Origin of the sequence: [Actinomadura] parvosata subsp. kistnae (genome assembly GCF_900323885.1) — a bacterium.
Lineage (GTDB): Bacteria > Actinomycetota > Actinomycetes > Streptosporangiales > Streptosporangiaceae > Nonomuraea > Nonomuraea composti.
Genome location: NZ_OOHJ01000006.1, coordinates 661,178 through 686,562 on the forward strand (window position 1 = coordinate 661,178; position 25,385 = coordinate 686,562).

At 69.7% G+C, this 25,385-nt stretch carries 30 protein-coding genes and 2 pseudogenes; 19 read left to right on the forward strand and 13 right to left on the reverse strand.

Annotation, left to right across the window (positions count from 1 at the left end):
• Window positions 1–59: 59 nt before the first annotated feature.
• A complete protein-coding gene (locus KIS93_RS06845; protein WP_080038652.1) occupies window positions 60–446 on the forward strand; it encodes a CPBP family intramembrane glutamic endopeptidase in 387 nt (128 codons plus the stop codon).
• A 99-nt stretch (window positions 447–545) separates the two neighbouring features.
• Here the strand turns inward: KIS93_RS06845 and KIS93_RS06850 are convergent, their stop codons facing one another.
• Complete coding sequence (locus KIS93_RS06850) at window positions 546–1,364, reverse strand: class I SAM-dependent methyltransferase (RefSeq protein WP_080038653.1); 819 nt, start codon at window positions 1,362–1,364, stop codon at window positions 546–548.
• 119 nt (window positions 1,365–1,483) lie between these two features.
• Between KIS93_RS06850 and KIS93_RS06855 the strand changes: the two genes are divergently transcribed.
• Complete coding sequence (locus KIS93_RS06855; protein WP_080038654.1) at window positions 1,484–2,098, forward strand: TetR/AcrR family transcriptional regulator; 615 nt, start codon at window positions 1,484–1,486, stop codon at window positions 2,096–2,098.
• A 289-nt stretch (window positions 2,099–2,387) separates the two neighbouring features.
• Here the strand turns inward: KIS93_RS06855 and KIS93_RS06860 are convergent, their stop codons facing one another.
• Window positions 2,388–3,020 (reverse strand): GlxA family transcriptional regulator, encoded by a 633-nt coding sequence (locus KIS93_RS06860; protein WP_222107297.1) that lies wholly within the window; start codon window positions 3,018–3,020, stop codon window positions 2,388–2,390.
• A 238-nt stretch (window positions 3,021–3,258) separates the two neighbouring features.
• Between KIS93_RS06860 and KIS93_RS06865 the strand changes: the two genes are divergently transcribed.
• The gene (locus KIS93_RS06865) at window positions 3,259–3,726 is read left to right on the forward strand and encodes an NmrA family NAD(P)-binding protein (protein ID WP_155127161.1); all 468 of its coding nucleotides are present in this window, start codon (window positions 3,259–3,261) and stop codon (window positions 3,724–3,726) included.
• 196 nt (window positions 3,727–3,922) lie between these two features.
• Here KIS93_RS06865 and KIS93_RS64720 read toward each other — a convergent pair whose 3' ends face one another.
• The gene (locus KIS93_RS64720; RefSeq protein ID WP_230466162.1) at window positions 3,923–4,153 is read right to left on the reverse strand and encodes a hypothetical protein; all 231 of its coding nucleotides are present in this window, start codon (window positions 4,151–4,153) and stop codon (window positions 3,923–3,925) included.
• A 280-nt stretch (window positions 4,154–4,433) separates the two neighbouring features.
• On the opposite strand from KIS93_RS64720, the gene KIS93_RS06875 reads away from it, so the two are divergent.
• The 5 genes from KIS93_RS06875 (at window position 4,434) to KIS93_RS06895 (ending at window position 8,074) form a co-directional block, all read left to right on the forward strand.
• Window positions 4,434–5,579 carry a serine hydrolase domain-containing protein gene (locus KIS93_RS06875; protein WP_080038657.1) on the forward strand — a complete coding sequence of 382 codons (1,146 nt, stop codon included), beginning with the start codon at window positions 4,434–4,436 and terminating at the stop codon, window positions 5,577–5,579.
• Window positions 5,580–5,599: 20 nt separating this feature from the next.
• Window positions 5,600–5,755, forward strand: a complete 156-nt coding sequence (locus tag KIS93_RS06880; RefSeq protein ID WP_155127164.1) for a hypothetical protein — start codon at window positions 5,600–5,602, stop codon at window positions 5,753–5,755.
• Between the two features lie 158 nt (window positions 5,756–5,913).
• A complete protein-coding gene (locus KIS93_RS06885; protein WP_080038658.1) occupies window positions 5,914–6,483 on the forward strand; it encodes a TetR family transcriptional regulator in 570 nt (189 codons plus the stop codon).
• A gap of 105 nt (window positions 6,484–6,588) precedes the next feature.
• Window positions 6,589–7,518, forward strand: coding sequence for an NADP-dependent oxidoreductase (locus tag KIS93_RS06890; protein ID WP_080038659.1), 930 nt, complete (start codon window positions 6,589–6,591; stop codon window positions 7,516–7,518).
• 226 nt (window positions 7,519–7,744) lie between these two features.
• Window positions 7,745–8,074 (forward strand): hypothetical protein, encoded by a 330-nt coding sequence (locus tag KIS93_RS06895; RefSeq protein WP_080038660.1) that lies wholly within the window; start codon window positions 7,745–7,747, stop codon window positions 8,072–8,074.
• Window positions 8,075–8,148: 74 nt separating this feature from the next.
• On the opposite strand, the gene KIS93_RS06900 is transcribed toward KIS93_RS06895, so the two are convergent.
• On the reverse strand, window positions 8,149–8,640 hold the full coding sequence (locus KIS93_RS06900; RefSeq protein ID WP_080038661.1) for a MarR family winged helix-turn-helix transcriptional regulator: 492 nt from the start codon (window positions 8,638–8,640) through the stop codon (window positions 8,149–8,151).
• A 120-nt stretch (window positions 8,641–8,760) separates the two neighbouring features.
• Between KIS93_RS06900 and KIS93_RS06905 the strand changes: the two genes are divergently transcribed.
• The gene (locus KIS93_RS06905) at window positions 8,761–9,333 is read left to right on the forward strand and encodes an NADPH-dependent F420 reductase (RefSeq protein ID WP_080038662.1); all 573 of its coding nucleotides are present in this window, start codon (window positions 8,761–8,763) and stop codon (window positions 9,331–9,333) included.
• Here KIS93_RS06905 and KIS93_RS06910 read toward each other — a convergent pair.
• Window positions 9,314–9,454, reverse strand: a complete 141-nt coding sequence (locus KIS93_RS06910) for a hypothetical protein (RefSeq protein ID WP_155127171.1) — start codon at window positions 9,452–9,454, stop codon at window positions 9,314–9,316. The two genes, KIS93_RS06905 and KIS93_RS06910, sit on opposite strands and share 20 nt — an antisense overlap.
• A 3-nt stretch (window positions 9,455–9,457) precedes the next feature.
• Here KIS93_RS06910 and KIS93_RS06915 point away from each other — a divergent pair, with 3 nt between their 5' ends.
• Both KIS93_RS06915 and KIS93_RS06920 read left to right on the forward strand, forming a co-directional pair.
• Window positions 9,458–10,195, forward strand: coding sequence for an SDR family NAD(P)-dependent oxidoreductase (locus tag KIS93_RS06915; protein ID WP_080038663.1), 738 nt, complete (start codon window positions 9,458–9,460; stop codon window positions 10,193–10,195).
• 30 nt (window positions 10,196–10,225) lie between these two features.
• The gene (locus tag KIS93_RS06920) at window positions 10,226–11,482 is read left to right on the forward strand and encodes an MFS transporter (RefSeq protein ID WP_080038664.1); all 1,257 of its coding nucleotides are present in this window, start codon (window positions 10,226–10,228) and stop codon (window positions 11,480–11,482) included.
• 40 nt (window positions 11,483–11,522) lie between these two features.
• Here the strand turns inward: KIS93_RS06920 and KIS93_RS06925 are convergent, their stop codons facing one another.
• The gene (locus KIS93_RS06925) at window positions 11,523–11,687 is read right to left on the reverse strand and encodes a hypothetical protein (RefSeq protein ID WP_155127174.1); all 165 of its coding nucleotides are present in this window, start codon (window positions 11,685–11,687) and stop codon (window positions 11,523–11,525) included.
• Between the two features lie 117 nt (window positions 11,688–11,804).
• Window positions 11,805–13,028, reverse strand: a complete 1,224-nt coding sequence (locus KIS93_RS06930) for a serine hydrolase domain-containing protein (RefSeq protein WP_080038665.1) — start codon at window positions 13,026–13,028, stop codon at window positions 11,805–11,807.
• 579 nt (window positions 13,029–13,607) lie between these two features.
• Here KIS93_RS06930 and KIS93_RS06935 point away from each other — a divergent pair.
• Window positions 13,608–13,877 carry a hypothetical protein gene (locus KIS93_RS06935; protein WP_155127177.1) on the forward strand — a complete coding sequence of 90 codons (270 nt, stop codon included), beginning with the start codon at window positions 13,608–13,610 and terminating at the stop codon, window positions 13,875–13,877.
• 386 nt (window positions 13,878–14,263) lie between these two features.
• Here KIS93_RS06935 and KIS93_RS06940 read toward each other — a convergent pair whose 3' ends face one another.
• The 4 genes and pseudogenes from KIS93_RS06940 to KIS93_RS06955 form a co-directional block, all read right to left on the reverse strand.
• Window positions 14,264–14,896 carry a Rid family hydrolase gene (locus KIS93_RS06940; RefSeq protein ID WP_080038666.1) on the reverse strand — a complete coding sequence of 211 codons (633 nt, stop codon included), beginning with the start codon at window positions 14,894–14,896 and terminating at the stop codon, window positions 14,264–14,266.
• 14 nt (window positions 14,897–14,910) lie between these two features.
• The gene (locus KIS93_RS06945) at window positions 14,911–16,500 is read right to left on the reverse strand and encodes a flavin monoamine oxidase family protein (RefSeq protein WP_080038667.1); all 1,590 of its coding nucleotides are present in this window, start codon (window positions 16,498–16,500) and stop codon (window positions 14,911–14,913) included.
• A gap of 333 nt (window positions 16,501–16,833) precedes the next feature.
• Window positions 16,834–16,983 carry a hypothetical protein gene (locus KIS93_RS06950; protein ID WP_155127180.1) on the reverse strand — a complete coding sequence of 50 codons (150 nt, stop codon included), beginning with the start codon at window positions 16,981–16,983 and terminating at the stop codon, window positions 16,834–16,836.
• 46 nt (window positions 16,984–17,029) lie between these two features.
• A pseudogene (locus KIS93_RS06955) lies at window positions 17,030–17,545 on the reverse strand (tyrosine-type recombinase/integrase); the annotation flags it as partial.
• Window positions 17,546–18,159: 614 nt separating this feature from the next.
• Here KIS93_RS06955 and KIS93_RS06960 point away from each other — a divergent pair.
• The 4 genes from KIS93_RS06960 (at window position 18,160) to KIS93_RS06975 (ending at window position 21,622) form a co-directional block, all read left to right on the forward strand.
• Window positions 18,160–19,038 (forward strand): alpha/beta fold hydrolase, encoded by an 879-nt coding sequence (locus KIS93_RS06960; RefSeq protein ID WP_080038668.1) that lies wholly within the window; start codon window positions 18,160–18,162, stop codon window positions 19,036–19,038.
• 220 nt (window positions 19,039–19,258) lie between these two features.
• Window positions 19,259–20,191: a GNAT family N-acetyltransferase gene (locus KIS93_RS06965; protein WP_080038669.1), complete on the forward strand. Its 933-nt coding sequence runs from the start codon at window positions 19,259–19,261 to the stop codon at window positions 20,189–20,191.
• Between the two features lie 249 nt (window positions 20,192–20,440).
• Window positions 20,441–21,052, forward strand: coding sequence for a hypothetical protein (locus KIS93_RS06970; protein ID WP_155127183.1), 612 nt, complete (start codon window positions 20,441–20,443; stop codon window positions 21,050–21,052).
• Window positions 21,053–21,247: 195 nt separating this feature from the next.
• On the forward strand, window positions 21,248–21,622 hold the full coding sequence (locus tag KIS93_RS06975; protein ID WP_155127188.1) for a hypothetical protein: 375 nt from the start codon (window positions 21,248–21,250) through the stop codon (window positions 21,620–21,622).
• Window positions 21,623–21,795: 173 nt separating this feature from the next.
• Here the strand turns inward: KIS93_RS06975 and KIS93_RS06980 are convergent, their stop codons facing one another.
• Complete coding sequence (locus tag KIS93_RS06980; RefSeq protein WP_080038672.1) at window positions 21,796–22,167, reverse strand: cupin domain-containing protein; 372 nt, start codon at window positions 22,165–22,167, stop codon at window positions 21,796–21,798.
• Between the two features lie 200 nt (window positions 22,168–22,367).
• Here KIS93_RS06980 and KIS93_RS06985 point away from each other — a divergent pair, with 200 nt between their 5' ends.
• From KIS93_RS06985 to KIS93_RS06995, 3 genes are all read left to right on the forward strand, one after another.
• Window positions 22,368–22,763: a hypothetical protein gene (locus KIS93_RS06985; RefSeq protein WP_080038673.1), complete on the forward strand. Its 396-nt coding sequence runs from the start codon at window positions 22,368–22,370 to the stop codon at window positions 22,761–22,763.
• Window positions 22,760–22,918, forward strand: coding sequence for a hypothetical protein (locus KIS93_RS06990; protein WP_186403944.1), 159 nt, complete (start codon window positions 22,760–22,762; stop codon window positions 22,916–22,918). The genes KIS93_RS06985 and KIS93_RS06990 overlap by 4 nt, the downstream gene beginning before the upstream one ends.
• Before the next feature lie 93 nt (window positions 22,919–23,011).
• The gene (locus tag KIS93_RS06995) at window positions 23,012–24,133 is read left to right on the forward strand and encodes an IS630 family transposase (protein ID WP_080046718.1); all 1,122 of its coding nucleotides are present in this window, start codon (window positions 23,012–23,014) and stop codon (window positions 24,131–24,133) included.
• Window positions 24,134–24,196: 63 nt separating this feature from the next.
• On the opposite strand, the pseudogene KIS93_RS07000 reads toward KIS93_RS06995, so the two are convergent.
• Window positions 24,197–25,209 (reverse strand): annotated as a pseudogene (locus KIS93_RS07000) (IS5 family transposase).
• Window positions 25,210–25,385 lie beyond the last annotated feature (176 nt).

The window sequence follows — 25,385 nt, forward strand, 5'->3', positions numbered from 1 at the left end:
AGGAGCCGATCGTAGCCAGGCAGGTCCCCTGATGCACAACGGCTGGCCAGCGACCCGCTGTGCCGAACCCCGTCTTCGACAGCCTGCGGCAGTGGCTCTCGCCGCGAGCGACGTTGATCATCACGTCGGTCGCGTTCGGGTCGATGCACCTCATCTCGATAGGCTCGGGGAGCACCCTCGGGACCAAGCTGCTCTACGCGCTCATGGCCACGACGCTCGGTTTCGCGGCCGGGGTGGCTCGGGTGCGTGGCGGCGGGCTGTGGATGGCGGCCGGCGTGCACTGGGGCTTTCATCTGGCCTGGCGCAACGTGCCGGTGAAGGCGGGGAGTTATGAGTTCCTGCTCGTGCTGATGGCGGTTGGGCTGGCGCTGACGGGAGCCGTCCTGCTCTGGGGGCGGGACGGCGTCAAGGCGGCTCCACGGGAAAGCGGCCGGGTGGCGGCCTAATCAGAAGTCGGCGAGCATCGTGCTTCGGCTCCTGACGCCCGCAGCGCCGCGCGTCTTCGCGCATCGGTCAGCCGGTCGGGGCTCGCGGGGGCGTTCGCATCAGAATCGGTAGTGCGCGACCACGGTGCCCAGCCTGGAAAGGGACGTGCTGAGTGCCGCCAGGCGGGTCCACAGGCGCAGGGCCGGCGGATACTGGGCGACCTCCGGCTCGCGGACCAGCATGATCTCCTTTATGAGGGTGAGCTCGGGGTTCCAGTGCACGATGTCGCGGCTGCCGAAGCCCGCGGACTTGAAGAGGGGGACCAGGAACCGAGCGCTGGGGGCGAGTTTCGCGGCCCGGACGGTGAAGGTGTTGTAGACGTTGAACGCGATCTCCCCGCTGCGGAGATGGTCGGTGAGCCGCCGCAGCAGGGAGATCATGTCGGCTTCGGCGAGAAACGCCATCAGGCCGTCGGCGACGATCATGGCGGGGCGGTCGGCGGGGAGGCTCTGCAGCCAGGCCGGGTCGGTCAGGTCCGCGCCAATGGTGTGGACGTGCGGGCGGTCGGGGATGAGTTGCCGCCGGGCGGCGACGACGTCAGGGAAGTCGACGTCGTACCAGTCGACGGTGGGCGGTGTGTCGATGCGGAGCGCCCGCGTGTCCAGCCCGGCGCCCAGGTCGATACCGATCGCGTCGGGGTGGCGGGCGATGAACCGCCGCGCCACCTCATCCAGTTTCTTGGCGCGCTGGGCGACTTCGACGCAGGAAGCCCTGGTCCAGCGGAGCTTGTGGTTGGTGTAGCCGGTCTTGCGGACGAGTGCGTCGGCCATCGTGTCGCCGAGGATCGGGTCCGGCTGGCGGCTGTCGAACGCCCGGCCGGTCAGGGTGATCCACAAGGTTTCCTCCACCGGGGTCAGAGCGGGAAGGGAAAGCGTCATGGGGTTTCCGTCCTTTCTGCGCCGACGTGCGTGCCGGCTCGTCGACACCGTCGATGAAATGACACCTGGACTAAAAGTAGTCTGAGTATAACCATATGCCTGATATAGGCTCTCGTGCTATGGCGGATGAGACGCGGCGCGAGCGCAAGAAGCTCCAGACGAGGCAACTGCTGGTCGACACAGCGCTCAGGCTGTTCGCCGAACAGGGATACGAGCAGACCACCATCGCGCAGATCACCCAGGCGGCCGACGTGGCCAAGAAAACGTTCTTCAACCACTTCCCCACGAAGGAGGACGTGCTGTTCGCCGACACCGGCCAGTACGTCGAGGCGGCCGTCGAAGTGATCCGCGAACGGGCGCCGCGGGAACACGTCTCCGACGTCCTGCTCGAGATCTACGAACGAGTCTTCGCCCGGCGCCTGGCCGAGGGGCCGCTCGCCGGGGCCGGCAAGGATCTGAAGCGCCTCGACGACACCGTCATGAAACTGCCCGCCGTGCAGGCCAAGGCCCTGCACGTCATGTTCGACCTCCAGCAGGCGATCGCCGGCGCGCTCCTGAACGCCTACCCCGGCGTGCTCGACCCGGTCACCGCCGCCGCCGCCGTCGGATCTTTGATGGGAGCCGCTCAGGCCGCCGGCACGGCCAGCCTCCGCCAGGGACCCTCCATGGAGGAGTACCTGGCCTCGATCCGGCGTGCCCTCGACGTCGCCCTGCAGGGGCTGCGCTCGTTGTAGACCAGGAATCCGCGGGAGCGCCGGGATGAACCACGAGGCGCTGTCATCGCGGCCGGTGTGCGTCGAGGCCGGCGCCGCCCTGCTCCTGCCGCTCAGCGACACCCGTGTGGCCGCCGTGGCACCCCCTCCCGAGCCGCAGCAGCCCGCGGCGAGGACGGCCGCCACGGCCAGAGGCCCCGCTGAGGCCCCCGATCAGGCGTTGGCGCGACATGCTTTGCCCTGCGATCTCTTGTCACCATTGAGAGAGCGGGAGCGGGCGAACATGTCGAACAGGCCAGGCCCTCCGCGTTCAGTGAAGCTGCCGAAAGGCCCGGCGGTAGTCGCGGGGCGCGACGCCGCGGCCTGCGACGAACCGCTCGCGCAGGACGGTCGCGCTGCCGTAGCCGACGCGGCGCGCCACCTCTTCGATCGGCAGGTCAGTGGTCTCCAGCAGGTGCTCGGCCCGGTCGAGGCGCTGGGCCAGCAGCCAGGCGTGCGGGCTGGCGCCGGTGGCGGACTTGAAGGCGCGGGCGAACGTGCGGCGGCTCATCAGTGCCCGCGCGGCCGGCTCGGTGACGGGGACGCGGCGGTCCAGGTTCGCGCGGGCCCAGGCGATGACCTCGGTGAGCCGCCCGTCGTCGCCGTCGCCGGGCATCGGCGTGCTGATGTACTGGGCCTGGCCGCCGGCTCGGTGCGGCGGGGTGACCAGGTCGCGGGCGACGCGGTTGGCGAGCGCGGCGCCGTGCTCGCGGCGGAGCAGGTGCAGGCACAGGTCGAGCCCGGCGGCGGCGCCCGCCCCGGTGGCCACGCTCCCGTGGTCGAGGTAGAGGGCGTCCGGCCTGACCCGTACGGCGGGGTGGCGGGCGGCGAGCTCGCCGGCGTACCGCCAGTGCGTCGTGGCCTCCAGGCCGTCCAGCAGGCCGGCGGCGGCGAGCTCGAACACCCGGTGCAGTGCGCGGCCACCACCGCCCCCGCCGCGTGCGCGCGGCGCAGCGCGTCCAGCACAGCTGCGGCGGGCTCGGCGCGGAACGAATCGCCCGGCAGCACCAGCACCAAGTCGGCGCCGCGGAGCGCGGCCAGGCCGTGCCCGACCTGGAGCGGGAGGCCGAGGTCGGTCCGCAGCTCGCCGGGCCGTTCGGCGCAGATCACCGTCTCGAACGCCGGACGGTCCGGCCCGGACAGTGCGGGCGCTCACCCGGTCCCCGCACTCACCCCCGGCCAGGGAACTCGCCGCGGCGGGCGCGCAGATGGCGCAGGACCGGCCCGGTGACCGCGCGACACTGGAGGCGGCGATGGCCGGGGTCCACGGGGTGTTCAGCGTCCAGGCCGGGGTGCTGGGCGCGACGCCCGTCCCGTACGACGCCGAGATCGCCAGGGGACGCCTCATCGCCGACGTCGCGCTGGCGGCGGGCGCGGCACACCTGGTGTTCTCGTCGGTGGCGGGCGCGCCCCGGGCCGGGGGAGTACGCGCGTTCGAACCGAAGCTCCGGGTCGAGCACCAGCTGCGGCGCATCCGCGCGCCGGCGACGATCCTGCGGCCCGCGTCGTTCATGGACGACTACGCCGATCCCTCGTCCGGCCTCGGCTCCGGCACGCTGGCCACACCGCTTGCCGCCGGCGTCCTGGCTTCCGGACCGGGTTTGACGTAGCGCATGGCGGTGCGGGGTTCTTGTGGTGGGTCTTGCCCATGAGGAGCTGCAGCGGGACTTCGGCTTCGCCGAGGTGAGTGGCGGCGCTGTGGCGCAGCTGGTGCAGGTCGAGCCCGTCTCCGGTACACCCACTCGGTGGTGCCGCCCTTGGAGTAGACGGGGGCGCGGCGGTGCTCCAGGTCGAGGTCCTCGACGTTCAGCGCCAGGATTTCGGAGGCTCTGGCCGCTCACGTAGCGGGATGTCACGGCGCGACAGCCGCCGGTGGATCGTGGCCTTGGCCACCGCACGGGTCTCGTCGGCGCTTTCCTTGCGGCGCTCGGCCTCGGCCGGGACTATCGGGGCGGCCCAGTGCTTCTTGGGATGGCACCAGGTGAGCCATGAGGTGACGGCGGCGCGGTCGCGGTTCCAGGTCGCCGGCGCGCGCATCGTCCCCCACAGCTGCGCGACGGCGAGGTGAGCACCGGACCACCCGGCGGATGAATCCGGTGGCGGCGCACATCGGCCACTGGGGACGGCAAGGAGCTCAGCCGCCAGATCGCTGCCCTGGCTCGGCGACTGATGGCGGGGCGCCGTGCGGGATAGGTCAGCCGGAAGTCTGATCTGGGGTGCGACCGCTGTCGCAGGCGAGGTTCGTCCCGGATGCGGAGGAGGACGGGCGCCTGCGCCCCGAGGATGGAGATCATCTCTCGCCTCCGAAGGAAGCCGCATGCCGTTCATCACCGCCACTGCCACCGCCACCGCGCTCCTGCTGTCTCTCCTGCCGGCCCCCAGTCGGACCGATGTGCGGGAGGCGCTCGACGCCGCGGTGGCCGCCGGCGCGCCGGGCATCCTGGCCAGGATCGATGACGAGCGCGGCACTTGGATCGCCACCAGCGGCAAGGCCGACCTCGGCACCGACCGGCCGGTGCCGCGCGAGGCCCGCTTCCGCGTGGCCAGCCTGACCAAGAGCATGGTGGCCACCGTCATCCTGCAACTCGTCCAGGAGCGCGAGCTCACCCTGGAGGAGCCGATCAGCGAGCACCTGCCGGGGCTGGTGGCGGGCGGCGACCGGATCACCGTACGCCAGTTGCTCAACCACACCAGCGGCCTGGCCGACTACGTGGCCGCCGACGAGTTCGTCGACCCCGAACAGTACGGCCGCCGGACCTACACTCCGCGGCGGCTCGTGGCCGAGGGCGAACGGCTGCCCCGCAAGGCGCCAGGCCGTTTCGCCTACTCCAACACCGGCTACATCCTGCTGGGGCTGCTGGTGGAGAAGGTGACAGGCCACGACCTGCGGGACGTGCTCGAACGCCGGATCTTCCGCCCGGCCGGGATGACGCGCTCGTACCTGCCCTTCACCGCCCCGGTCGTCCGAGGTCCACACGCCACCGGCTACCACCTGCCCCGCGGCGCCGACCCGGCCGAGCCGGGTGCGTTGCGGCCGATCACCCGGCTGAACCCGTCCTTCGCCTGGGCCGCCTACGGCGTGGTGTCGGACGCCCGCGATGTGAACCGCTTCTACCAGGCCCTCTTCGGCGGCCGGCTGATCGGCGCGGACCTGCTTGCCCAGATGCGCACCGGGGTCGCGACGCCGCAGGCGCCGGTCTTCCCCAAGTACGGCCTGGGGCTGGAGTCGGTCGGCCTCACCTGCGGCGAGATGTGGGGCGCGACCGGCTCCATCCCCGGTTACCAGACGTTCGCCTTCGCCGACGCCACCGGCAAGCGCCGGATGACGATGTCGGTCAACGTGCAGCGCAACGATCCGAAGGTCGCGACCATGCTGCTAGCCGTCGTCGACGCGCTGAACCGTTACTTCTGCGGCGAGCCCTACCCGCCGCTCACCTCCAGCGCGACGGGCCTGGGCCGCTGACAGCGCTCCGTCGGCGGGGCGTGCCCGAACTGACCGCGCGAGTGGCTGCGGAACTCGGCGCCGTCGTCTCCTCGATCGCTTTCGAACGCTGGAGCCGGACCCCGACCGAGCAGACCTTCGGTCAGATCGCCCGGCAAGTCCTCGTCGAGGTGTGTGCGTCCGCGGCCGTGTGCTGATCCGCGCCGGGGCGGCTTGCCCGCGGCGGCCTGCGGCAAGGATCAACGCGGCGCAGGCATGGCCAGGCCTCATGTCGGGCCGCACGCCCTGACCTGCGGTCATCCTGATCCGACATACGATGTCTCGGAGTGTCATCAAAGTCGGGGCGGAGGAACACGTGGCTCGATGGGAACCTGACGCGCAGGCGCGCCTGCAGAACGCAGCGCTGGAACTGGTGGCTCGGCAGGGATTCGAGCGGACGACCGCAGCGGAGATCGCGGAAGCTGTCGGACTGAATCGCCGGACTTTCTTCCGGCATTTCCCTGACAAAAGGGATGTTTTCTTCGCCGGTCAGGACCAGATCGAAGCCGATCTGGTCGCCGGGGTGACCGGGGCGCCCCCCGGCGAGTCGCCGATGGGGCTCGTCGGGCTGGCACTGGCCCGCGCGGCCGATACCTTCGCGCATCTGCCGAGAGAGCAGGCGCGGGCGCGCCAGGCGATCATCGATGCGGAGCCGGCGTTGCTGGAGCGAGAGCGCCAGAAGTTCGCCGTCCTCGCCCGCAGCGTCGGCGACGCGATGCGGGAACGGGGCGTCGCCGACCTCGAGGCCACCCTCGCGGCCGAGTCCGGCGTCCTCGTCTTCAAGACGGCGTTCACGCAGTGGCTGGCCGATGGCGAGTCGCGGTCTCTACCGCTGATCATCGCCGAGACCATGGCCGCGCTACGTGCACTCTACGTCACGCGCTAACCATGTCTCTCAGAGACATTAATCACGCTGGCGGCGATGTTCATGCCGCGCTCCTCCCGCTATGTTCATGTCACTGGGAGACATCAAGCAAGGGAGGAAGGCGACATGAAGCGCATCCAGTACCACGAGTACGGCGGCCCCGAAGTCCTGCGACTGGAGGAGTTCCAGCCGGCTCAGCCCGGCAGGGGCGAGGTCCTGGTCCGTGTCAAAGCGGCGGCCCTCAACCCGATGGACATCGGCATCCGCCAGGGCAGGCTGAAAATGGTCACCGGCCGCAAGTTCCCTCGAGCACTCGGGCACGACTTCGCGGGCATCGTCGAGGCGGTCGGCGACGGTGTCACCCAGGTTCGCCCCGGTGATGAGGTCATCGGGGCGGCGGGCATCAAAGCGGCCGGGGCGTTCGCCGAGATGGTTCTCGTCGAGGAGAAGTCGGTCGCGCGGAAGCCGAGGAACCTGTCATGGGATGAGGCCGCCGCACTCCCGACGCCCGCCATCACCGCGTACCTGGCGCTGGCCAAGAAAGGCCGGCTGAAAGCTGGGCAGTCTGTCTTCGTCGCCGGCGCGCTCGGCGCGGTCGGCCGGTCGGCCGTCCAACTCGCCATGATGATGGGTGCCTCGGTCGGCGGCAGCTGCCGTGGCACCGCCGTTCAGGAGGCTCACGACCTCGGGCTCTCTCCGATCGTCGAGTTCGACTTCGATGCGAGCCGCTACGCCCGGCGGTTCGACGTCATCCTCGACACCTCTGGCCAGTTGCCGCTCAAATCGGCCAAAACGATGGTCAAGCTCGGCGGCCACATCGTCGACATCCGGCCCGCGCCGGCGAAATTCGTGCGAGCCGCCCTGCCAGGGCCCTACGAGGTGCTGGTCGCCAACCCGGACCCGGCCGATGTCGAGCAGATTGTGCGGGCCGCCGAACAGGGAGTCCTTCGGATTCCCATTGCCAGCGTGGTGCCGCTCGGCAGTGCCATCCCGGCCCTTGCGGAGTTCGAGCGCCGCACCGGTTCCAAAGGCGGCAAGCTCATCATCACCACCTGAGTTGGCCTCGAGTTTCTGTTTCCGATCCGCAGCGTCCGTGTCAGTCGGCCGCGGGCACCGGGCTCCCGACTCAGTGCCACGAGGCTCGTGAAGAAGCCGTTGACGAGTTCCCTGACCTGCGACGATGCACGTCCCCGTGACTGCCGCCTCGACTCACTTACCGGGTGGACCGTGAGCGACAAGCCGGAGTTTTGGGTACGGCGCGGGCGAACGGCCGCTGTGGAGCGTGCGGGATCGGGACGCTGAGGTCATCTGGACGGTACTGCGCAAGGCCGGACGGCGGGAGCTCAGCGAACGCTATGACGGGTTCGTCGTCGAGGGCGGGAGCGACGGTGCGCCGTTCCCGGCCGCCTGCACTGAGGAGGCCGAGGGCTCCGCGCTGGAGCTCACGCGGTATCGGGTCGATCTGGTGAAGGCCGGGTGGGGCTGGCCGGGTAAAGCGACGACGGACAAGCCAAGCACCTCCTACGCCGATGTGACACATGACGTTGCCGGGTCGCACCCGGCGCGGCGGATGTCGAGTTGGGCGGACACGATCGGCTACCGGTCTATGTGACAGATGATTCATATTCCGTGTCACACTGTCGAGTGTTCCGGGATCCGTGAGGGAGTCGCAGGTCAGCGTGCCGATCAGGTGGCCCTTTTGCGGGAGGCGGTCGGCAGTACACGGGTACGCAGGTGGGTGCGCACACCGTCCATGATGTCGGCGAGCTGGGCGACCTGCTCGTCGGTCAGGAGGTCGATCAGGCCGTCGCGGACCGCCTCCACATGTCCGGGCGCGGTCTTCTCCAGGAGTCGCCGGCCGTCGTCGGTGATGACGACCATGGCCCTGCGTTCGTCGTTGGTGTCGGTTTCGCGGCGTAGCAGGCCGGCCTTCTCCAGCTGGGCCACCTGGTAGCTCAGGCCGCTGCGCGAGGTGATCATCAGGTCGGCGAGTTCGGTGATGCACCGGCGCTCGGGAGCGCACTCGTTGGCCCAGTGCAGGATCTCGTACTGGATCATGGTGAGCCCGGCATCGTCTCGAAGCTGCCGTTCCACGTGGCGCTGGATCAGGCCGGAGGTTTCCAGGAAGCCGGTCCAGGCGCGCATCTGGGTCTCGTTCAACCACCGCGGTTCGCTCATGTGAGGAGTCTATCGGAGTTGCGTCGAATTCGACGCATCCGTACGATCATCCCTGTTGCACTGATGCGTCGAATTCGACGCATCTGGGTGTCATCGCATCCTATCGCGAAAGGCTCTCTCATGAAGATCAGCATCATCGGCAAGGGCAACGTCGGCTCCGCGTTGGAGCGCCGTCTTGCCACGGCCGGGCACACGGTCACCACGGCGAACTCCTCCACCGCTCCGGACCAGGTCGCGGCGCAGGCCGCCGAGGCCGAGGTCACCGTGCTGGCCGTGCCGTTCCCCGCCATCGCCCAGCTCGACGCCAAGATCAAGGCCGCCCTGCGGGACAAGGTCGTGATCGATGTCACCAACCCGCTGGCGGCCGACTTCATGTCGCTGACCATCGGGCACACCACCTCGGCGGGTGAGCAGGTCGCCGCCGCGCTGCCCGGCGCCCGGGTGGTCAAGGCCTTCAACACCGTGTTCGCCGCCACCCTGGACACCCCCGGCCTGTTCCTGCCGGTGGCCTCCGACGACGAGGCGGCCAAGAAGACCGTGCTGGAGCTGGGCACGCAGCTCGGCTTCGACGCCGTGGACGCCGGCCCGCTGACCAACGCCCGCTACCTGGAGCCAGCCGTGGAACTGCTGATCCAGCTCGCGTACGGGCGCGGGCTGGGCGCGGGCATCGGCTTCACCCTGGCACGGGCGTGACGATCCCGACGGGGACGATGGGATTCCGCCCGGCGGGCATCAGCCCGTACGAGCGGATCTCGTCCCGTACCTCCGGCGAGGAGGCCACCCGTACGACCGCGAAGTGCGCGGGAAAGGACAAACAATGAACGATCACGACCTGTCCGGCAGGGTGGCCTTGCTCACCGGGGCGTCAGGCGGCATCGGCCAGGCACTGGGCCGGCGCCTCATCGCCGCCGGCGTGAAGACCGCCTTCGTCTACGGTTCACACGCCGGCCCGGCCCACGAACTGGTCACCCAGGCCAGAAACGCGGGAGTCGGCGCGGTGGCGCTCGCCGGCGACCTCGCCGACCCGCATGTCCCGGCCAGGCTGCTGGACGAAGCCGCCGACGCGCTCGGCGGCCCCGTGGACCTCCTGATCCCCAACGCCGGCCATGCGCTCCAGCAGGACTACACCACGCTCGACCTGCAGGCGTGGGACCGCACGCTCGCGGTCAACCTGCGCGCCCCCTTCCTGCTGGCCCAGCACGCCCTGCCGGGCATGGCCGCGCGCGGGTACGGGCGCGTGCTGTTCATGTCCTCGGTCGCCGCCTTCACCGGCGGCGTCATCGGCGCGGACTACGCCGCCTCCAAGGCCGGGCTGCACGGCCTGACCCACTTCCTGGCCGCCCGCGTCGCCTCCCGCGGCGTGACGGTCAACGCCCTGGCGCCCGCGCTGATCGACGACACGCGCATGCTGCCCGGCAACGCCGATCCCCGCGCCCTGCCCGTCGGCCGGTTCGGCCGGCCCGAGGAGGTCGCCGACCTGGCGCTGGCCGTCCTGCGCAACGGATATCTCACCAACCAAGTGCTGAGCCTGGACGGCGGCGCCTACCCGCGCTGACCTGTCCCTCTTCGCTGACAGGAGCCCCTCATGCCCGTGGCTCTGCTCGCCCTTGCGATCAGCGCATTCGGCATCGGAACCACCGAATTCATCATCAACGGCCTGCTGCCCGAGCTGGCCGCCGACTTCGACGTCAGCATTCCGGCCGCCGGGCTGCTGGTCTCGGGATACGCAGCCGGCGTGGTCATCGGCGCGCCCCTGCTCACCATCGCCGGGGCGCGCCTGCCCCGCAAGACCATGCTGCTCGCCCTGATGATCCTCTTCCTGGCCGGGAACCTGCTCTCCGCGCTGGCCCCCTCCTACGGTGTGCTGATGGCCGGGCGGATCATCGCGGCCTTCTCCCACGGCGCCTTCTTCGGCGTCGGCGCCGTCGTCGCGGCCGACCTGGTGGAACCGGCCAAGCGCGCCCGCGCGCTGTCAATCATGTTCTCCGGCCTGAGCCTGGCGAACGTCCTCGGCGTGCCCGCCGGCACCGCGATCGGGCAGGCGCTCGGCTGGCGCGCCACCTTCTGGGCTGTCGTCGCCATCGGGATGGTCGGCCTCGCCGGGGTGGCGGCGCTGGTCCCCTCCCGCCCTCGCCCCCAGGAGCATAGCCTCCTGCGCGAGCTGGGCGTCTTCCGGCAGGGCGGCGTGTGGCTGGCGCTGGCCATGACCGTGTTCGGATTCGCGCCCGTCTTCACGGTGATCACTTTCATCGCACCGATGATGACCGACGTCGGCGGTTTCTCCCCGGATACGGTGCCCGTGGTCATGGGGCTATTGGGGATCGGCCTGGTCGCGGGTAACCTTCTCGGCGGCCGCCTGGCCGACCGGGCCGTACTCCCCGCGGTCTACCTCTCCGTCGGCACCCTCACCGCCCTATCGGCGATCGTCGCCGTGTCGGCGGACAACCAGCCGGCCTTCATCGCCGCGATCGTCCTGTTCGGGGTGGCCGCCTTCGCGACAATCCCACCATTGCAGACGTGGGTGCTCGACAGTGCCTCACAAGCGCCCGCCCTGGCCTCGGCGGCCAACATCGGCGCATTCAACCTGGCCAACACCCTCGGCTCCCTGCTCGCCGGACTCACGATCGAGGCCGGGCACGGATACGCGGCACCGGCCTGGATCGGCATGGCCTTGGGCCTGGCCGGCCTGGCCGTGACCGGGCTGGTGCAACTGCGTATCCGCCGCCAAGCCCTACGGGCAGCCGCGGACCGGAAACACCAGAAGACGGCACAGCCGTTCGCCTCCTCCGGGCCGGCCAATCCCGCGACACCAGACATCAGCGCCACCACCAGTGAGGCGTAACCGCACGTCGATGGTGACGGCCCGCCCCTCACACGTACCATCACCATCGTTGTCCCTGCGGGTCAGCAAGCAGCACGCCCTCGGCCGGGTGAAACCTCTCGGCGACGCCCCCGCTGCGGATCAGGAGGCCGGCCTCGGTGAGGATGTGTCGCTGCCGCAGCAGGGACCGGGTCGCGGTGGACGCGCGGGCGCAGACGATCCGCACCGGTACTCCTCGGGGGAAGGGACGGAACCTCCTACCCGTCGGGAAATCCTGTCGTCAATCAGCGCGCGAAATCAGCCACCCGGTTGTGCCTGCTCGGCCCGGTGTCCGTGCTCGGTGTCAGTCGATGGCTTGGTAGAGGGTGGTCCAGAAGTCGTGGATGAGCTGCGGCGAGTCCAGGGTGGACATCCCGGTCTGGGTGAACAGGATGCCGGTGAGCTGGTTGGTCGGGTCGGCGTAGGCGGTGGTGCCGGTGCCGCCGTCCCAGCCGAACTGGCCGGTGGGGGCGTAGTCGCCGCGGTAGGTGCGCACCCCCATCCCAAAGCCCCAGCCGCCGTGCTGTCCCTGACCGGCCGTCAGATGGGCGATGCTCTTGTACATGGCGTCCCGGACAGCCTCCTGCTCGGGGGTGAGGCGGTTGGTGGTCATCAGCTCGACGGCGGCCCGGGACAAGATCCGCCGGCCTTCGTTCATGCCGCCATTGAGCAGCATCTGGAAGTAGGCGCGGTAGTCGTCGGCGGTGGAGACCAGCGCGCTGGCGCCCTGGAACGCCGGTGGCTGGCTGGCCCGTCCGCCTTCCGCCTCGTCCCACACGGTGAACTCGCCGGTCTGCGGGTTGGGCCCGTACAGGGGCGGCAGCCGGTCGATCTTGCCGGCGGGTACGTGGAATCCGGTGTCGGTCATGCCCAGCGGGTCGAAGATCCGCTCGCGCAGGAACGTCTCCAGCGACTGGCCCGCGACCCGGGCGACCAGCACGCCGAGCACCTCGTAGCTGAGGTCGTACAGCCACCGCTGGCCGGGCTGGTACGCCAGCGGCAGCTCGCCGAGGCGGCGCATCCACTCGTCCGGGTGGGGCGCCGGCCCGGAGGCCACGCTGTAGTCGGTGGCCTTGAAGGTCGCGGCCCTGATCGGGGAATCCATCATCGCGAAATCCACGCCGAGCCCGAACGTGGAAGTCAGCAGGTCCCGTACGATGATCGGCCGCCGCGCCGGGACCGTGTCCTCCAGCGGGCCGTCGGGCCGCGTCAGCACCCGCCGGTCGGCGAGTTCAGGCAGCCACGGATCCACCGGGTCATCCAGCCGCAGCCTGCACTCATCGAGCAGGACCATCGCCGCCGCCGTCGTGACCGGCTTGGACACCGACGCCATCCGGAAGATCGTGTCCCGGCGCATCGGCGCGCCACCCTCGGCACGCATCGTCCCGAGCGCTTCGACGTGCGTCCGGCCTCCCCGGCTGACCAAGGCGACCAGCCCGGGAATCTTGCCGGACTCGACATGGCGTGCCAGCACCTCGCGCAACCGGCGCAGCCCCGCCTCAGAGAAGCCGCTGTTGCTTCGTCCCATCATGGATCTCCTTGTCCACAGTGTTCACGCCGGCCCTGGTGGCCACGGCCCCATCCAGGCGGCCATGCGCTGAGCGTGCACCCTGACCTAAGGTCAAGGTCAACTCCTGTCGCGATCACGGGCTGACCTGCCGACCTCGGGCGTCGCCGGCGGCTTGGGCCAGAGATGGGGCCGCGGTCCGCGCGGTCCGGCGCGATGATGGACTGGAACAGATGCGCGCTACCCTGACCCGAATACACGGCTGCCTGCTACCGGGAGCTGTGCCGGCGCCTGGGCGTGGTCCAGTCGATGGGCCGTGTGGGCTGCGCGCTCGACAACGCAGCCGCCGAGGCGTCCAACAGCACGCTCAAGGTCGAGTACGTGTGCGGCACAGCGCCAACGACGGCCTGCCGCTTCCATCACATTCGAACGTCACATGATCGAGAAGAGCCAAGCCTCATCGGCCCTGCTGAGGACCGCTGTGACAGAGAACCATCTCCACGCTTTCAGGGGATTGACATGGGCCCTTCAGTGTCTCTTCGAGGACGTGGATCAGCTTGCGCCCAGCGCGTGGCCATGCGGTTCCCGCGAGCAGCCGCCATGTCCGCACGACAGGGGCAGGAGGACGGCACGATGCTCGAACAGGCCCTGCAGGAGGTCGACACCTACTCCACCATGACCCGCTCCCTGCTCACCCTGGCCGACCGGTTGCGCTGCCTCAGCGTGACACGGGCAGCTATGAACGACGACATGGACCCGGACACGCGCCGTGCGGCGCTGCAGCGCCTCGTGCAGCGGCAGGGCACCAGCGCTGAACGCGACCGAGCGCTCGCCCACGCTGGGGGCGGCTCCTGGGGCGGCGCGTGGTAAGGGTCGTGACCGAAGGCTTGGATGAGCAACAGGACGTTGCACGCCGCCCACGTCGGCGGCCGTACCTGAGAGCAGATCGCCGCCCTCATGGACGCCTACGTCTCCGCCATCGCCCGGATCACCCCGTCCAAGCCAAGCCCGCTACACCGCGCTGGCCAAGAAGTACCCCGCCACGACCCGGCAGCTGAACAAGCCGCCCATCGCCACTCCCTCGGAGCCGTCATGACCGCCTCGCCCCGGTCCCCGGGCTGGCCGCCGCCACACGAGGAGGATGGCCGGCGGTGGTGTCGCGGATGCGATGTCCGGACGCGGTGTCCGGCGGCACAGGACGAACTTCTCTTGGTGATCACCTCTGGTGAGCACGAGGCTGTCCGGCCGCCCGGCTGTCAGCGCTTGTACGCGGCGGCGACCTCGACCTCGACAAGCCAGCCCGCGACCGGGAGATTGGCGATTTCGATCGTCACGCGGGCCGGGCGGGCGGGGTTGACCTCCAAGGGTGGGGCGGGCGGCGCGGTGCCCAGCGGGACGGGGACCGGCTGCCCCGAAGCCAGATCCGTGTTGGCGAAGAACTGGCGGTAGGCGCGGTTCCACCCGGCGAAGTCGGCCGTCGCGGCGCCTGGAGGCTTCTCCAGGTACGCGCGCATGGAGACGACGTCCTCAAGAGCCAGCCCAGCCGCGGCGAGGTTGGCCTTGATGCGCTTCAGCGTGTTGATGGCCTGGGCCTCGGTGACGGTGACGCCTGGGGGCAGGGCGCCGCCGGGGAAGTCGACGTAGCGCTCGGGGGAGTCGGCGGGGGCCGTGGGATTGGCTGCGGCCGGGCCCAGGCCGCTGGCGGTGTACGTGGCGACCTGCTTCCCGAGCGCCACGCCGTCGGCGATCGCGGGATTGGTGCTGCCCGCCGGGAGGAAGGGCTTGATCTCGTGGGGATGGGGTGACCAGCCGGCGGTGGCGGCGGCCGTACCCGTGCCGAGGAGGAGGACGGTGGCCGCGGCGAGGGTGACAGCGGTGCGGATCTTCATGCGACGGCGTCCTCTCAGGCGGCGCTCAGCACGCGCTGGTGCAGCTCGGTGACGACCTTGCGGGCGGATTCCAAGGCCCCCGCCTGCCAGGCGATCATGTGGCTCAGCCAGTCGCCCGCGAAGTACACGCGGCCGGCCGGCTTGTTGAGGAGCTGGTAGGCGCCCTGGCGCGACGGCCAGCTCACCCATGCGCCCTCGATGTGCGGCTGGAGGTTCCAGGCGACGGACACCGAGGAGGCCAGCTCGTCGCGGTACTTCGCGCCGTGGATCCGCATCCCCTGCTCGACCGCGCGGCGCTCCCGATCGGCGTGCTTGAGGACGGCGTACGCGTCGGCCTGCGCTCCGAAGTTGTAGTAGCCGACGACCAGGCCGCGTGCCGCGCCGTACCCGTAGGAGGGGTACCAGATCGTGGCGAGGTCGAGGTCGGTGCTGGTGATGCCGCCGTAGATGTCCTCGTCGATCTCCCACCAGCGGCGGCGGTACTCCAGCCCGATCTTGCCCGCGTTGGCGACGGTCGGAGTGGAGAGCGCGGCCTGGATCTCCGTGCCCAGGTTGTGTTGGGTTTTGGCAAGGAGGTGCGGGGGCATCGCCGCGACGCACAGGTCCGCCTTGATCATATGAGTGCGGCCATGACGGTCCTGGTACTCCACCTCGACGCCGTCCGGCAGGTCGGTGATCTTGGTGACGGTGGAGCGCAGCCGGATCCGTTGCCGCCCGATCTTGCCTGCGAGGGCTCGCGGGATCGCGTCCATGCCGCCGACCGGCTGGAACATCAGCATGGCCTGGTCGTAACCGAACTCGAACGAGAACCGCTGTCCGATGCCGCTCGCCAGCACCTCCGACAGCGAGGGCACCGGTCCGAGCACCGTTCCCGCCTGCTCGCCCGCGCCCGGGTTCACGCTGTAGCCGCGGCGGGAGCCTCCGGTGTACTTGAACCCGCTCGCCTTGTTGCCCACCGCCCCGAAGCCCGACAGGAAGGTGATGAGCCGCTCTTTGTCCTGCGTGGTCAGCTCGGCGTCCAGCGCGCCCGCGTCGGTGGCGCGCGACAGCAGCTCGGAGACGTACCCGTAGACGTCGGCCTTGGCCGTGCGCCAGCGGACGGGGGCCGGCATGTTCTGGTGATAGATATAGGCCTGGGCGTTGGAGTTAGTGAAGACCTCCAGGTCCACGCCGAGTTCGCGGCAGTAGTCCATGGTCACCATCCACTGCGCCAGCCGCGCCGGGCCCGCGTTCAAGTAGACGCCGTCCCGGAACTGCGCGACCTGCGTGGAGCCGTTCAGCTCGGTCAGCCGGTCGCCGCCGCGGATGGTCCAGTTCCGCCCGCCCACCCGGTCGAGGGCCTCCAGGATCGTGCAGTCGTAACCCGCCTTGCCCAGCTCGTACGCCGTGGCGAGGCCGGCCATCCCCGCGCCGAGGATCACGACCTTCTTCGCGGACCGCCCGGTGAGCGAGAAGTCCGACGGCTGCGGCGGGTCGAAGGCAGTCTTCACGGACGCCTCGGCGGACGGCGCGAGCCCGAGCGCCCCCATGGTCGCGAAGAGCGCTCCCGCGCCGCCGGATACTCCGACGGCGGACAGGAAGTCGCGTCTGCTGTACCCCAACATCCACCTCCGTGGTCTCGTTGGAGGTGAGTCTCGGGGTGCCTTGTTGCCAACCATTCGCTTTTGTGCTCCCAGTGAGTTTCGGAGCGATCATCGGGGATTTGAGGCGGATGTGAGCTCCGCCGGCCCGGACTCGTTTGCGGTCGTCACCACCGGCAAGAAGGGCCATCGCGGCCCGCTTGTCACCTGTCAGCTCGGTTCCCATCCGCAACTCCCGTATGAAGACCTGCACGTGGAGCAAGCGCTGAACCGGGACGATCTCCTCGTGCTCCTTTGTGTCGGGGTGGGCGCAGCCATCCTGCTTGCCGAGGTTCGGGGTGTGCCAGGAGTGGGCGCTCACGTGCCTGGTGGCTCTTCCTGGGCGGCCAGGTCGGCTTCGACCTGGCCGGCTGCGTGCCCGCCGAGGTCCTGGTCGGGGCGGTTGTAGCGCATGGTGGTGGCCAGGTTGGCGTGCCGGGCGGCGCGTTGCACCTTGTCGGGGGCCATGCCGAGGGCGAAGGCGTGAGTGATTCACATGGAGCGCAGCATGTGCGGGTTCGATGGAGACGCCGGCGTTGATGAGTTCGGTGGCGTGGGCGTGGCGCCGCTGATGGATGTCGATCTCGACTTTCGCGGTGGCGCAGTAGGTCTGCCAGCGGTGGAGGGGGTGGGCGGCGTCGTAGGACAGCGGTCCGCCGCGGCCGTTGATGGAGGCGCGAAACAGCGGCCCCGTGGTGTAGCCCGCGCGGGCCGGGCAGGGCGTGAGCAGGGTGACGTAGCCGCGGTCGTCGAGCAGGACGGAGCGCACGCTGCCGCCCCTGCCGTGGACGCGGATGTGTTCGTCGTCCAGGCGCAGGTCGAGGTCTTCGACGTACAAGCCGCAGACTTCGGAGGCGCGGGCGCCGCACACACACGCGGTCTCGAACTGCGCCCGATCCCGCAGCCGGTCCAGTGGCGTCTCCTTGTGCGGCCCCCGCGAGCAGATCACCGCCAGCACCTTGGCCACGTCGGCCGCATTGGCGGGGCGGGGCAGGCTCTTGGGCACCTTGACCGTGTCGATGCGGTCCATCGGGTTGGCGGCCAGGAGGCCGTGGCGGACCGCCCACTTGGGGTGCAGGTAAGAATGATGTCCTACGGCCCAATCGAGCAGCTTCGCCGTCGGTCACGGCCGGGACCTCCCACGGCTCCCGTATGGGACGAGCATGCGAGAAGGAGGACCGCCGCACGGGTAAACGCGGCGCGTTCACACGAGTGGGTGTGACCTGGTCGAACTGAGGAGCCTGGAAGATCGCTTCCCAGATTCGGGGTGTCACGGGAATACGGCCGCGGACTTCTCGGACGCAGGTTTCTGGACGCTCTTCGTGCAGGTCGGCACGCCGTCCGAGAAGGTCCACCTTTCTGAACAGCGAGTGGCCGGCCTCTCAATGCCGCAGATCAGAGCCTCGGCGGCGCGCATCTGCCGTATTCCGGTGACACCCGCCCCTGACGGACGCCGCAATCCCGCCGGTCGCCGACGACCTGTCCAGCAAGGAGATCGCGGCCCGGCTGTCTCCTCAGCCCGCGGACGGTTGAGTATCACCTCGGCAAGATCTACCCGAAGGTAGGCGTCGGCACCCGTACTGAACCGGCGTCCCCAGTAGTTCTACGGAAGGCACCCGTAGCAGGACAGGCCATGCTTTGAGCATGCCTGAGAACAACATCTGGAGCGAAGAGTTCGGCGCGGCGACGGACGCGCCGATCCTGCTGATCATGGGTTCGATGTCGCAGGGCGTCCTGTGGCCGGACGAGTTCGTCGGCAGGCTGACGGCCGGTGGCCGGCGTGTCATCCGATACGACCACCGCGACACCGGCCGCTCGGACACCATCGACTTCGACAAGGAGCCTTATACGTGGGACGACATCACCAACGACGTACTCCGGGTGATGGACGCGCATGGCCTGAACAGCGCGCATCTGGTCTGCCACTCGGCAGGCGGGCTGCTCGGCCAGCTGATCGCGGTGGAGCGGCCGGAGCGGGTGCGCACACTCACCGTCATCGGCTCTTCGCCGCTCGGCGGCGGTGAAGGCGCGGTGATCATGCGGGCGTTGATGGGCGAGCCGCAGCCCGAAGGTAGCCTGCCGCCGCCGGCGCCCGAGTTCGTCGAGTTCTTCCGGGCGCTGATCACGAACCCGCCGCCCGCCGACCGGCGCGAGCAGATCGACCTCATGATCGCCGAGCAGCGCGTCCTGCACGGCACGGGGTTGCCCTTCGACGAGGACGCCGCCCGCCTGCTGCAAGAACGCATCTACGACCGGGCCCGTGACCTGTCCGCTGTGGCCAATCACCGCCGGGCCGCGGCGGCGAACCCGGACTTCGAGCCGGTGGGCGTCCTGGACCAGATCAAGGCGCCGACCCTGGCCATCGAGGGCACCTGCGAGCCTGCCAAACCCGGTCACAGCGCGCTCATCGCGGAGCGGATCCCAGGGGCGCGGTTGATGATGGTGGAGGGGATGGGGCACACGCTGCCGATGGAGGTGCACGAGGAACTGGCGACGGCGATCCTCGCGCATACGGCGGCATGATCGCCCTGTCCAGGGCTGGGACGCTGTACTGACCGGGCGCTTTCCACCGTTGACCCCGAGTACCTGGCATGTGCACACATCCGCTCCACCGCCAAGACGGCTTCAAGGCCCACCTGGTTGTCGGGCCCGAGACCGGTCTGTTCACCGCGATGGTGCTCGGGCCCGGGGCTGATTCGGACACTCGACTCATGTGATGACAAAAGATCGGTAGTCTCTTCAGATGATTTCCCACCGCCCTACCGTCCCCACAGACCTCGACCGCGTGACGGCGTGGACCGTGACCGAGCCCGTCGGCTGGATCCCCGCCGAGCGTTACCTCGCAGAACTGGCCGAGAACATGTACCGGCCGGAATGGACGTGGATCGCCGAGATCGACGGCCGAGTCGTGGGACGGGCGCTGTGGTGGGGGCCGCGGGACAGCGCGCACCCGGTCGCGCTCGACTGCCTCGATGTGGATCCCGCAGCGGGTGACCGCGCCGCCATCGCCGCCGAGCTGATCAGGGCCGCGCTGGCCGGATTCCCGCAGCCGGTGCAGTACGCGATCAAGGTGGCCGGCGGCTGGCGCGACGATCCGGCCACCTCGACGGCCGTGGAATGGCGGCGGGCAGCGGCGCACGCGGCCGGACTCACCCGGGAAGTGGAGCGGCTGCAGTTCGAATGGGCACCCGCCGACGGAGTGCCCCCGTCAACCGGCGTGCTGCGGTTCGCCGAGGCGTCCGACGAGGAGTTCCTGACGGTATTCAAGAGAATCGCCGAGGGCAGCCTGGACGCCCAGACCCGAACGAACCTGGCGGTCAAGGGCGTGGACGCGACCGCGCGCGAAGAGATGGACTTCTATCTCAGGGCGCCGGGCAAGCGGGAATGGTGGCGGATCGCCTATACGCCCGAGGGCCAGGTGGCGGGCATGGCGATCCCCTCAGCGACGCCGTACAACGTGAACGTCGGGTATCTCGGGGTGGTCCCGGAGTTCCGGGGGCGCGGCTACGTGGATGAGATACTTGCTGAGATCACCCGCATCCACGCGGCCAACGGAGAGCCACGCATCACCGCCACCACCGACATGGGCAACGCGCCGATGGCGGCCGCATTCCGGCGCGCCGGATACCGCAACACGGAGATCCGCATCAACCTGTCCAACAACGTCCAGCCCTAGGGACTGCTTCTTGGATCAGGCACGGAGCCAAGATGTAGGCGCGTAAGGGGGCGGATACTCTCGCAGCTTCGAGGGGCTGTGACCTCCGGCGATGCCGCTCGTGTGCCGCTCGTTTGGGCCGTATGACGCGATTCTTACCAGTGGGCCGTCTTGGCGCGGGCCTGGGCCTGCAGGCTCTCGCGTTCGGCGCGCTCGCGCGCGGCCTCGGCGTCGGCGGCCGCGGCGCGGGCGCGTTCGTGCTGGGCGGGCATGGATGTGCACGTGTCCGGCCTGGCCGGGCACTGGCCATCGGCGATCAGGCCGGTGGCCGACCTGCTCCTCGCCGCCGAGGCGCACGAGGTGATCGAGGTGCATCTGGCCGACAAACCTGTGGCCCGTGGTCACGCGCGTGAGCCGCTGTCGGCGGCGGTCCTGGACTCCGCCCGGCTCGTCATCCTCCTGGACGATCTGCGGAAGCTGACCGGTACCCACTTCCCCACCCCCGCCGAGGTGGCACCCGGCGAGGTGGCGATGCTGGCCGCGCTGCGCGACCTGCACACCCACGGTAAGGCCGTGATGCCTGGCGGAACGCTCTCCGCGGAGGTCAACGAGCAGGGGCGCGGCCATCTCCTGGAGGTGACCGACGACAACAGCGACTGCAGGCTGGTCATCGACGCCAGGTGGGAGCAGACCTGCGCCGAGCAGAAGTTCCCGCCGGTCGAGGTGAGGGTCTACGGACCACGCGTTCGTCTGGCCAACCGTGCGGAACTCGAGACCGCCCGCCCGTCGGAGCACGGCAGCGTCACCGCCCGCTTCACCTGTCCCGACGATCAGGTCCTCGAAGTCCGGTCGAAGTCCCTGCCCCGTATCGCGGAGGGCTGAGCGCGTGTGGAAGGAGGTGGCCATGCCGCCACATGACGAGGCCCGGCAGCGGTCCATCGCCGCGCGCCGGGACCGCGGCGGCAGGACAGGCCGTCCAGCCGGGCGGGCATCTGGACATGCCCATCGCCACCGCGGTGTGGCATCCCGGCAGGAGCACCTGCCCACATGCCGGGCCGCCGAACGGAGGACGCGGTCGTGACGGTCGACGAAAACGACGGTGTGCTCGTTCCTGCTGTGGTGTGGCACCCCGGAACGAGCGCTCAGGGCCCGAGCACCGCGACGCTCGCGGCGTCGGGCGGGCACGGTGGCAGGCATGGTGGCGGGGGAGCGGTCGGCGCGTTCGGGCAGCAGGCCGAGCCGCCGCTGCCGCCGCCCGCGCCGCTGGTGGACTCGGTCGGCGACATCGCCGGGCTGCGGCCGCGCCGCCGCCGCCGCGACGGCGGCGAGGTGCCCGGCGCCGACGCGACCCTGCTGCGGGCCGCCGGCGTGCCGGCCCAGGACGTTCAGGACGCAGCCACGGCGGCGACCTGCACCTGGCCGCCCTTCAGCACGCGCCCGCCCGCGTGCTGAACGCCACCGGCGCCAGGCCCGTGCTGACCGTCCACCACAGCGTGCAGCAGGCCATCCTCACGGCCCTGCACGCCAGCCATGGCCCGCGGGACGAACCGTAGAGTCGACACTACTGAGACATCCCAGGAGCTTAGGCGTCAAGCTGCGAGCTTCCCGAGATCCTGGGATGTCCCTCAGGCGCCTGCCGACGCCGCCACGTGCTCGGCATACACCTCAGGCGGGTTGGCCACATACACCATCTCGGTGTCCTCCTCGGCCCACGAGGCGTTCGACGTGCCGCCGGGGAGGTAGATCGCCTCTCCGGGGCCGGCGGTCAAGGTCTCACCGCCGACGGTGCGCACGGTGTAGGAGCCCTTGGTCACAATGAGCACCTCATCGTAGGGGAAGGAGATGTCCATCGACTCTCCCTTGTCGAGGCGGGCGAACCCCACGGTCATTTTCGCGTCGGGCCAGGAGGCCGCGTCGATGAGGTCGTTGACGTAAATCCGGCGGTCGCCGACGGCGGTCCAGGAGCCGTCTGCGGTGGTGATCTTCTGTACGTTCATGGCTTCGACGGTAGAACCTCAAGTGAACTTGAGATCAAGTCATCGTCTATCGCTCAGCTCAGTGATCCGAGTCTGAATCTTGGAGATCTAAGCACCAACGCACCGAGAGCGATGCGCTGCTCTCACCGTCTTGCCGTCGCCCTCTAGGCATAGAGGGGAGAAACCTTAGCCGTGGTGTACGAAGTACCGTACGGTTTCGTATGAAGGTCCATACGATCCTGGAGGCGCTCACGCGCACGTCCACCGTCGAATACCGCGAGCCGATCGGCGCCGGTCCCACGCTCACCGACTTCGTCGTCACGGTCGACCAGGCGGAGTTGGAGGCCCTCGGCGAGGGCGCGTTCGGCCGCGCCCATCTGCGCGAGTTCACGCACGCCGCCGTGTGGGGCCTGATCTTGTTGCGCACCCTGGAGCGCGCTGGCACTCCAAGCTCGGCGGCAGCCACGGCGACCTGGCGGCCGCGATGGACGTGGCCCGCTCGGCTGCGCAAAGCCACGTCCAGGCGCTGCTGGAACGAGAGCCGTCCGAGGGCGAGCGATGGGCGACCGGCCGGCGCCCGGCTGCCTCCGACGCTCCGGTCAAGCCGCACACGGTGACCATCGACCTGATGGATGGCGAGCACACCTACTGGGTGCTCACCGAGGCGCTGCGCGAGTTCGCCCACCGCCAGAACGGCGAGCGCCAGGCACGGCACTGCCGGGAGTGGGCGGCCGCCGAAGCGCTCCTTGCCCACATCGACGATGTCCTCTAGTGCTGTGACCAGAAACGATCACCGGGTTGGCGCGTAGGACGGTGTTGCCGGTTGGATCAGCTGATCACGTTCGTTCAGCAGTCGGGAGGCCCGGTGACGCAACCGGTCAAGGTCCGCAGGCTCTCGGACCAAGAGGGGCAGAAGCTGCAGCGCATCGTACGGCGCGGCACGATGAGCACGGTGCGTTACCGGCGGGCGATGATCCTGCTGGCCTCGGCGGGCGGCAACACCGTCCCGGTGATCGCGCGCCTGGTGCAGGCCGACGAGGACACCGTGCGGGACGTCATCCACCGGTTCAACGAGATCGGGCTGGCCTGCCTGGACCCTCAGTGGGCGGGAGGCCGTCCCCGCCTGATGAGTCCTGACGACGAAGAGTTCATCGCGGCGACGGCCACCACCCGCCCGACCAAGCTCGGCCAGCCGTTCACCCGCTGGTCCATCCGCAAGCTTTTGCACTATCTGCGCCGCCTGCCCGGCCGGGCCATCACCCTGGGCCGGGAGGCGTTACGCACCCTGCTGCATCGGCGCGGGATCACCTTCCAGCGCACCAAGACCTGGAAGGACTCGCCCGATACGGACTTCGACGCCAAGCTGGAGGAGATCGAGTACGCCCTCACCCACCGCCCCGAGCGCACCTTCGCCTTCGACGAGTTCGGCCCGCTCGGCATCCGTCCCACCGCCGGGACGGGCTGGGCACCCGCCGGTGAGCCGGACCGGTTGCCGGCCACCTACCGCCGCACCCAGGGCGTGCGGTACTTCCACGGCTGCTACTCCGTCGGCGACGACCTGCTGTGGGGCGTCAACCGGGCGCGCAAGGGCATCGACTACACCTGGGCCGCCCTGAAATCGATCCGGGCCGCCCGGCCGGACGGCGCACCGATCTACGTGATCCTGGACAACCTGTCAGCGCACAAGAACTGGCGCATCCGCACCTGGGCCAAGAAACACAAGGTCAGGCTGCTGTTCACGCCGACCTACGCCTCCTGGGCCAACCCGATCGAGGCCCACTTCGGGCCGCTGCGCCAGTTCACCCTGGCCAACTCCGACCACCCGAACCACACCGTCCAAACCCGGGCCCTGCACGCCTATCTGCGCTGGCGCAACGCCAACGCCCGCCATCCCGACGTTCTGGCCGCTCAACGCCGCGAACGCGCCCGGATCCGCAGCGAGAAGGGCATCCGCTGGGGCGGCCGGCCCCTCGCACCGGCAGCCTGACCCCCCTCACCCAACCCGGTGATCATTTCCGGTCACAGCACTAGGAGCTGTTTGGAGTTCGGATCATGTGGTCGAGGTAAGGAGTCTTAACCACAAGGTCGAGCCCCGGAGGTAGAGCCCCGCCTCGTAGCTTTCCGGGGCTTTGTCGTAGCGGGTGGCCAGGCCACGCCAGGTCTTGATCTTTTGAAAGCAGCGTTCGACGGTGTTGCGTTGCCGGTAACGCTGCGGATCGAAGGTGATGGGCCGCCCACCGGCCGACCCCTTCTTCTTCCGGTTGGCCTGCTGGTCGCTCTTCTCCGGGATGGCCGCGCGGATCCGGCGGCGACGCAGATAGGCGCGGTTGGCCTTGGAGGAATAGGCCTTGTCCGCGGCCACCGCAGCCGGGCGGGTCCGTGGCCGGCCCACCGGCCCGGCCACCCGGATCTTGTCCAGCACGGCGGTGAACCGCGGGCAGTCGGCAGCTTGGCCGGGCGTGAGCACGAACACCAGCGGTAGCCCGGCGGCATCGACCGCGGCATGAATCTTGCTGCTCAGCCCGCCCCGGGATCGGCCGAGCGCGGCCGCCATCGCCCGCGCCTTACGGCGTCGCCGGACAGTGGCGCGCTCGTGCGGCGGTGACGTGCCGGCCTCGGGTGTGGCCTGGGGCGCATCACCCGCAGCACCGGCGGCTGCTCCGCCAACGGAGCCCCCTTTTCCTCGGTCAGCGCCTGCTCCAGCGCATCCAAGGTCTCCCCGGCCACCGCCAGCCCGGCCGACTCCTGATGCGCCCGCACGATCGTGGAATCCACGCTGACCAGTTCCAGTCCCACCTGCCCGCGCGCTGCGGCCTCGGCAATCAACGCCTCCATCAACCCCTGGAACACCCCGGCATTGGCCCAGTTGTTGAACCGGGAGTACACCGTGGACCAAGGCCCATAGCGTTCCGGCACGTCACGCCAGCCCGACCCCGTCCGGAACCGCCACAAGATCCCATTGAACTGCTCACGCATCCGCCGTGGCAGCGGCCCGGTAGCCGCCACCGGCAGATGCGGCTCGATCAACGCCCACTCGGCATCGGTCACATCAAAGCGCGCCACATCGGAGTTCTACCAGCCACAGCCAGCCCAGCGTCGACCTAGCCAAGATCCGAGCCCCAAACAACTCCTAAGAGGTCGGCAGACCGCACCCCGCACTGACTTCCCAAAATGCACATCCGCCCGGCCTCGGGATCGTGCTCCTCATCCAGGAGCACCTCAGGATCGGCCTCTGTCAC

Excerpts from the sequence above, each read along its gene's own strand:
- KIS93_RS06875 (WP_080038657.1), top strand. The coding sequence starts at position 4,434 with ATGCCGTTCATCACCGCCACTGCCACCGCCACCGCGCTCCTGCTGTCT.
- KIS93_RS06920 (WP_080038664.1), top strand. The coding sequence starts at position 10,226 with ATGCCCGTGGCTCTGCTCGCCCTTGCGATCAGCGCATTCGGCATCGGA.
- KIS93_RS64720 (WP_230466162.1), bottom strand. The coding sequence starts at position 4,153 with ATGCGCGCGCCGGCGACCTGGAACCGCGACCGCGCCGCCGTCACCTCA.
- KIS93_RS06950 (WP_155127180.1), bottom strand. The coding sequence starts at position 16,983 with ATGGCCCCCGACAAGGTGCAACGCGCCGCCCGGCACGCCAACCTGGCC.
- KIS93_RS06985 (WP_080038673.1), top strand. The coding sequence starts at position 22,368 with ATGAAGGTCCATACGATCCTGGAGGCGCTCACGCGCACGTCCACCGTC.
- KIS93_RS06855 (WP_080038654.1), top strand. The coding sequence starts at position 1,484 with ATGGCGGATGAGACGCGGCGCGAGCGCAAGAAGCTCCAGACGAGGCAA.
- KIS93_RS06970 (WP_155127183.1), top strand. The coding sequence starts at position 20,441 with ATGGATGTGCACGTGTCCGGCCTGGCCGGGCACTGGCCATCGGCGATC.
- KIS93_RS06945 (WP_080038667.1), bottom strand. The coding sequence starts at position 16,500 with ATGTTGGGGTACAGCAGACGCGACTTCCTGTCCGCCGTCGGAGTATCC.
- KIS93_RS06980 (WP_080038672.1), bottom strand. The coding sequence starts at position 22,167 with ATGAACGTACAGAAGATCACCACCGCAGACGGCTCCTGGACCGCCGTC.
- KIS93_RS06905 (WP_080038662.1), top strand. The coding sequence starts at position 8,761 with ATGAAGATCAGCATCATCGGCAAGGGCAACGTCGGCTCCGCGTTGGAG.
- KIS93_RS06965 (WP_080038669.1), top strand. The coding sequence starts at position 19,259 with ATGATTTCCCACCGCCCTACCGTCCCCACAGACCTCGACCGCGTGACG.
- KIS93_RS06850 (WP_080038653.1), bottom strand. The coding sequence starts at position 1,364 with ATGACGCTTTCCCTTCCCGCTCTGACCCCGGTGGAGGAAACCTTGTGG.
- KIS93_RS06915 (WP_080038663.1), top strand. The coding sequence starts at position 9,458 with ATGAACGATCACGACCTGTCCGGCAGGGTGGCCTTGCTCACCGGGGCG.
- KIS93_RS06935 (WP_155127177.1), top strand. The coding sequence starts at position 13,608 with ATGTCCGCACGACAGGGGCAGGAGGACGGCACGATGCTCGAACAGGCC.
- KIS93_RS06940 (WP_080038666.1), bottom strand. The coding sequence starts at position 14,896 with ATGAAGATCCGCACCGCTGTCACCCTCGCCGCGGCCACCGTCCTCCTC.
- KIS93_RS06930 (WP_080038665.1), bottom strand. The coding sequence starts at position 13,028 with ATGGGACGAAGCAACAGCGGCTTCTCTGAGGCGGGGCTGCGCCGGTTG.
- KIS93_RS06900 (WP_080038661.1), bottom strand. The coding sequence starts at position 8,640 with ATGAGCGAACCGCGGTGGTTGAACGAGACCCAGATGCGCGCCTGGACC.
- KIS93_RS06890 (WP_080038659.1), top strand. The coding sequence starts at position 6,589 with ATGAAGCGCATCCAGTACCACGAGTACGGCGGCCCCGAAGTCCTGCGA.
- KIS93_RS06960 (WP_080038668.1), top strand. The coding sequence starts at position 18,160 with ATGCCTGAGAACAACATCTGGAGCGAAGAGTTCGGCGCGGCGACGGAC.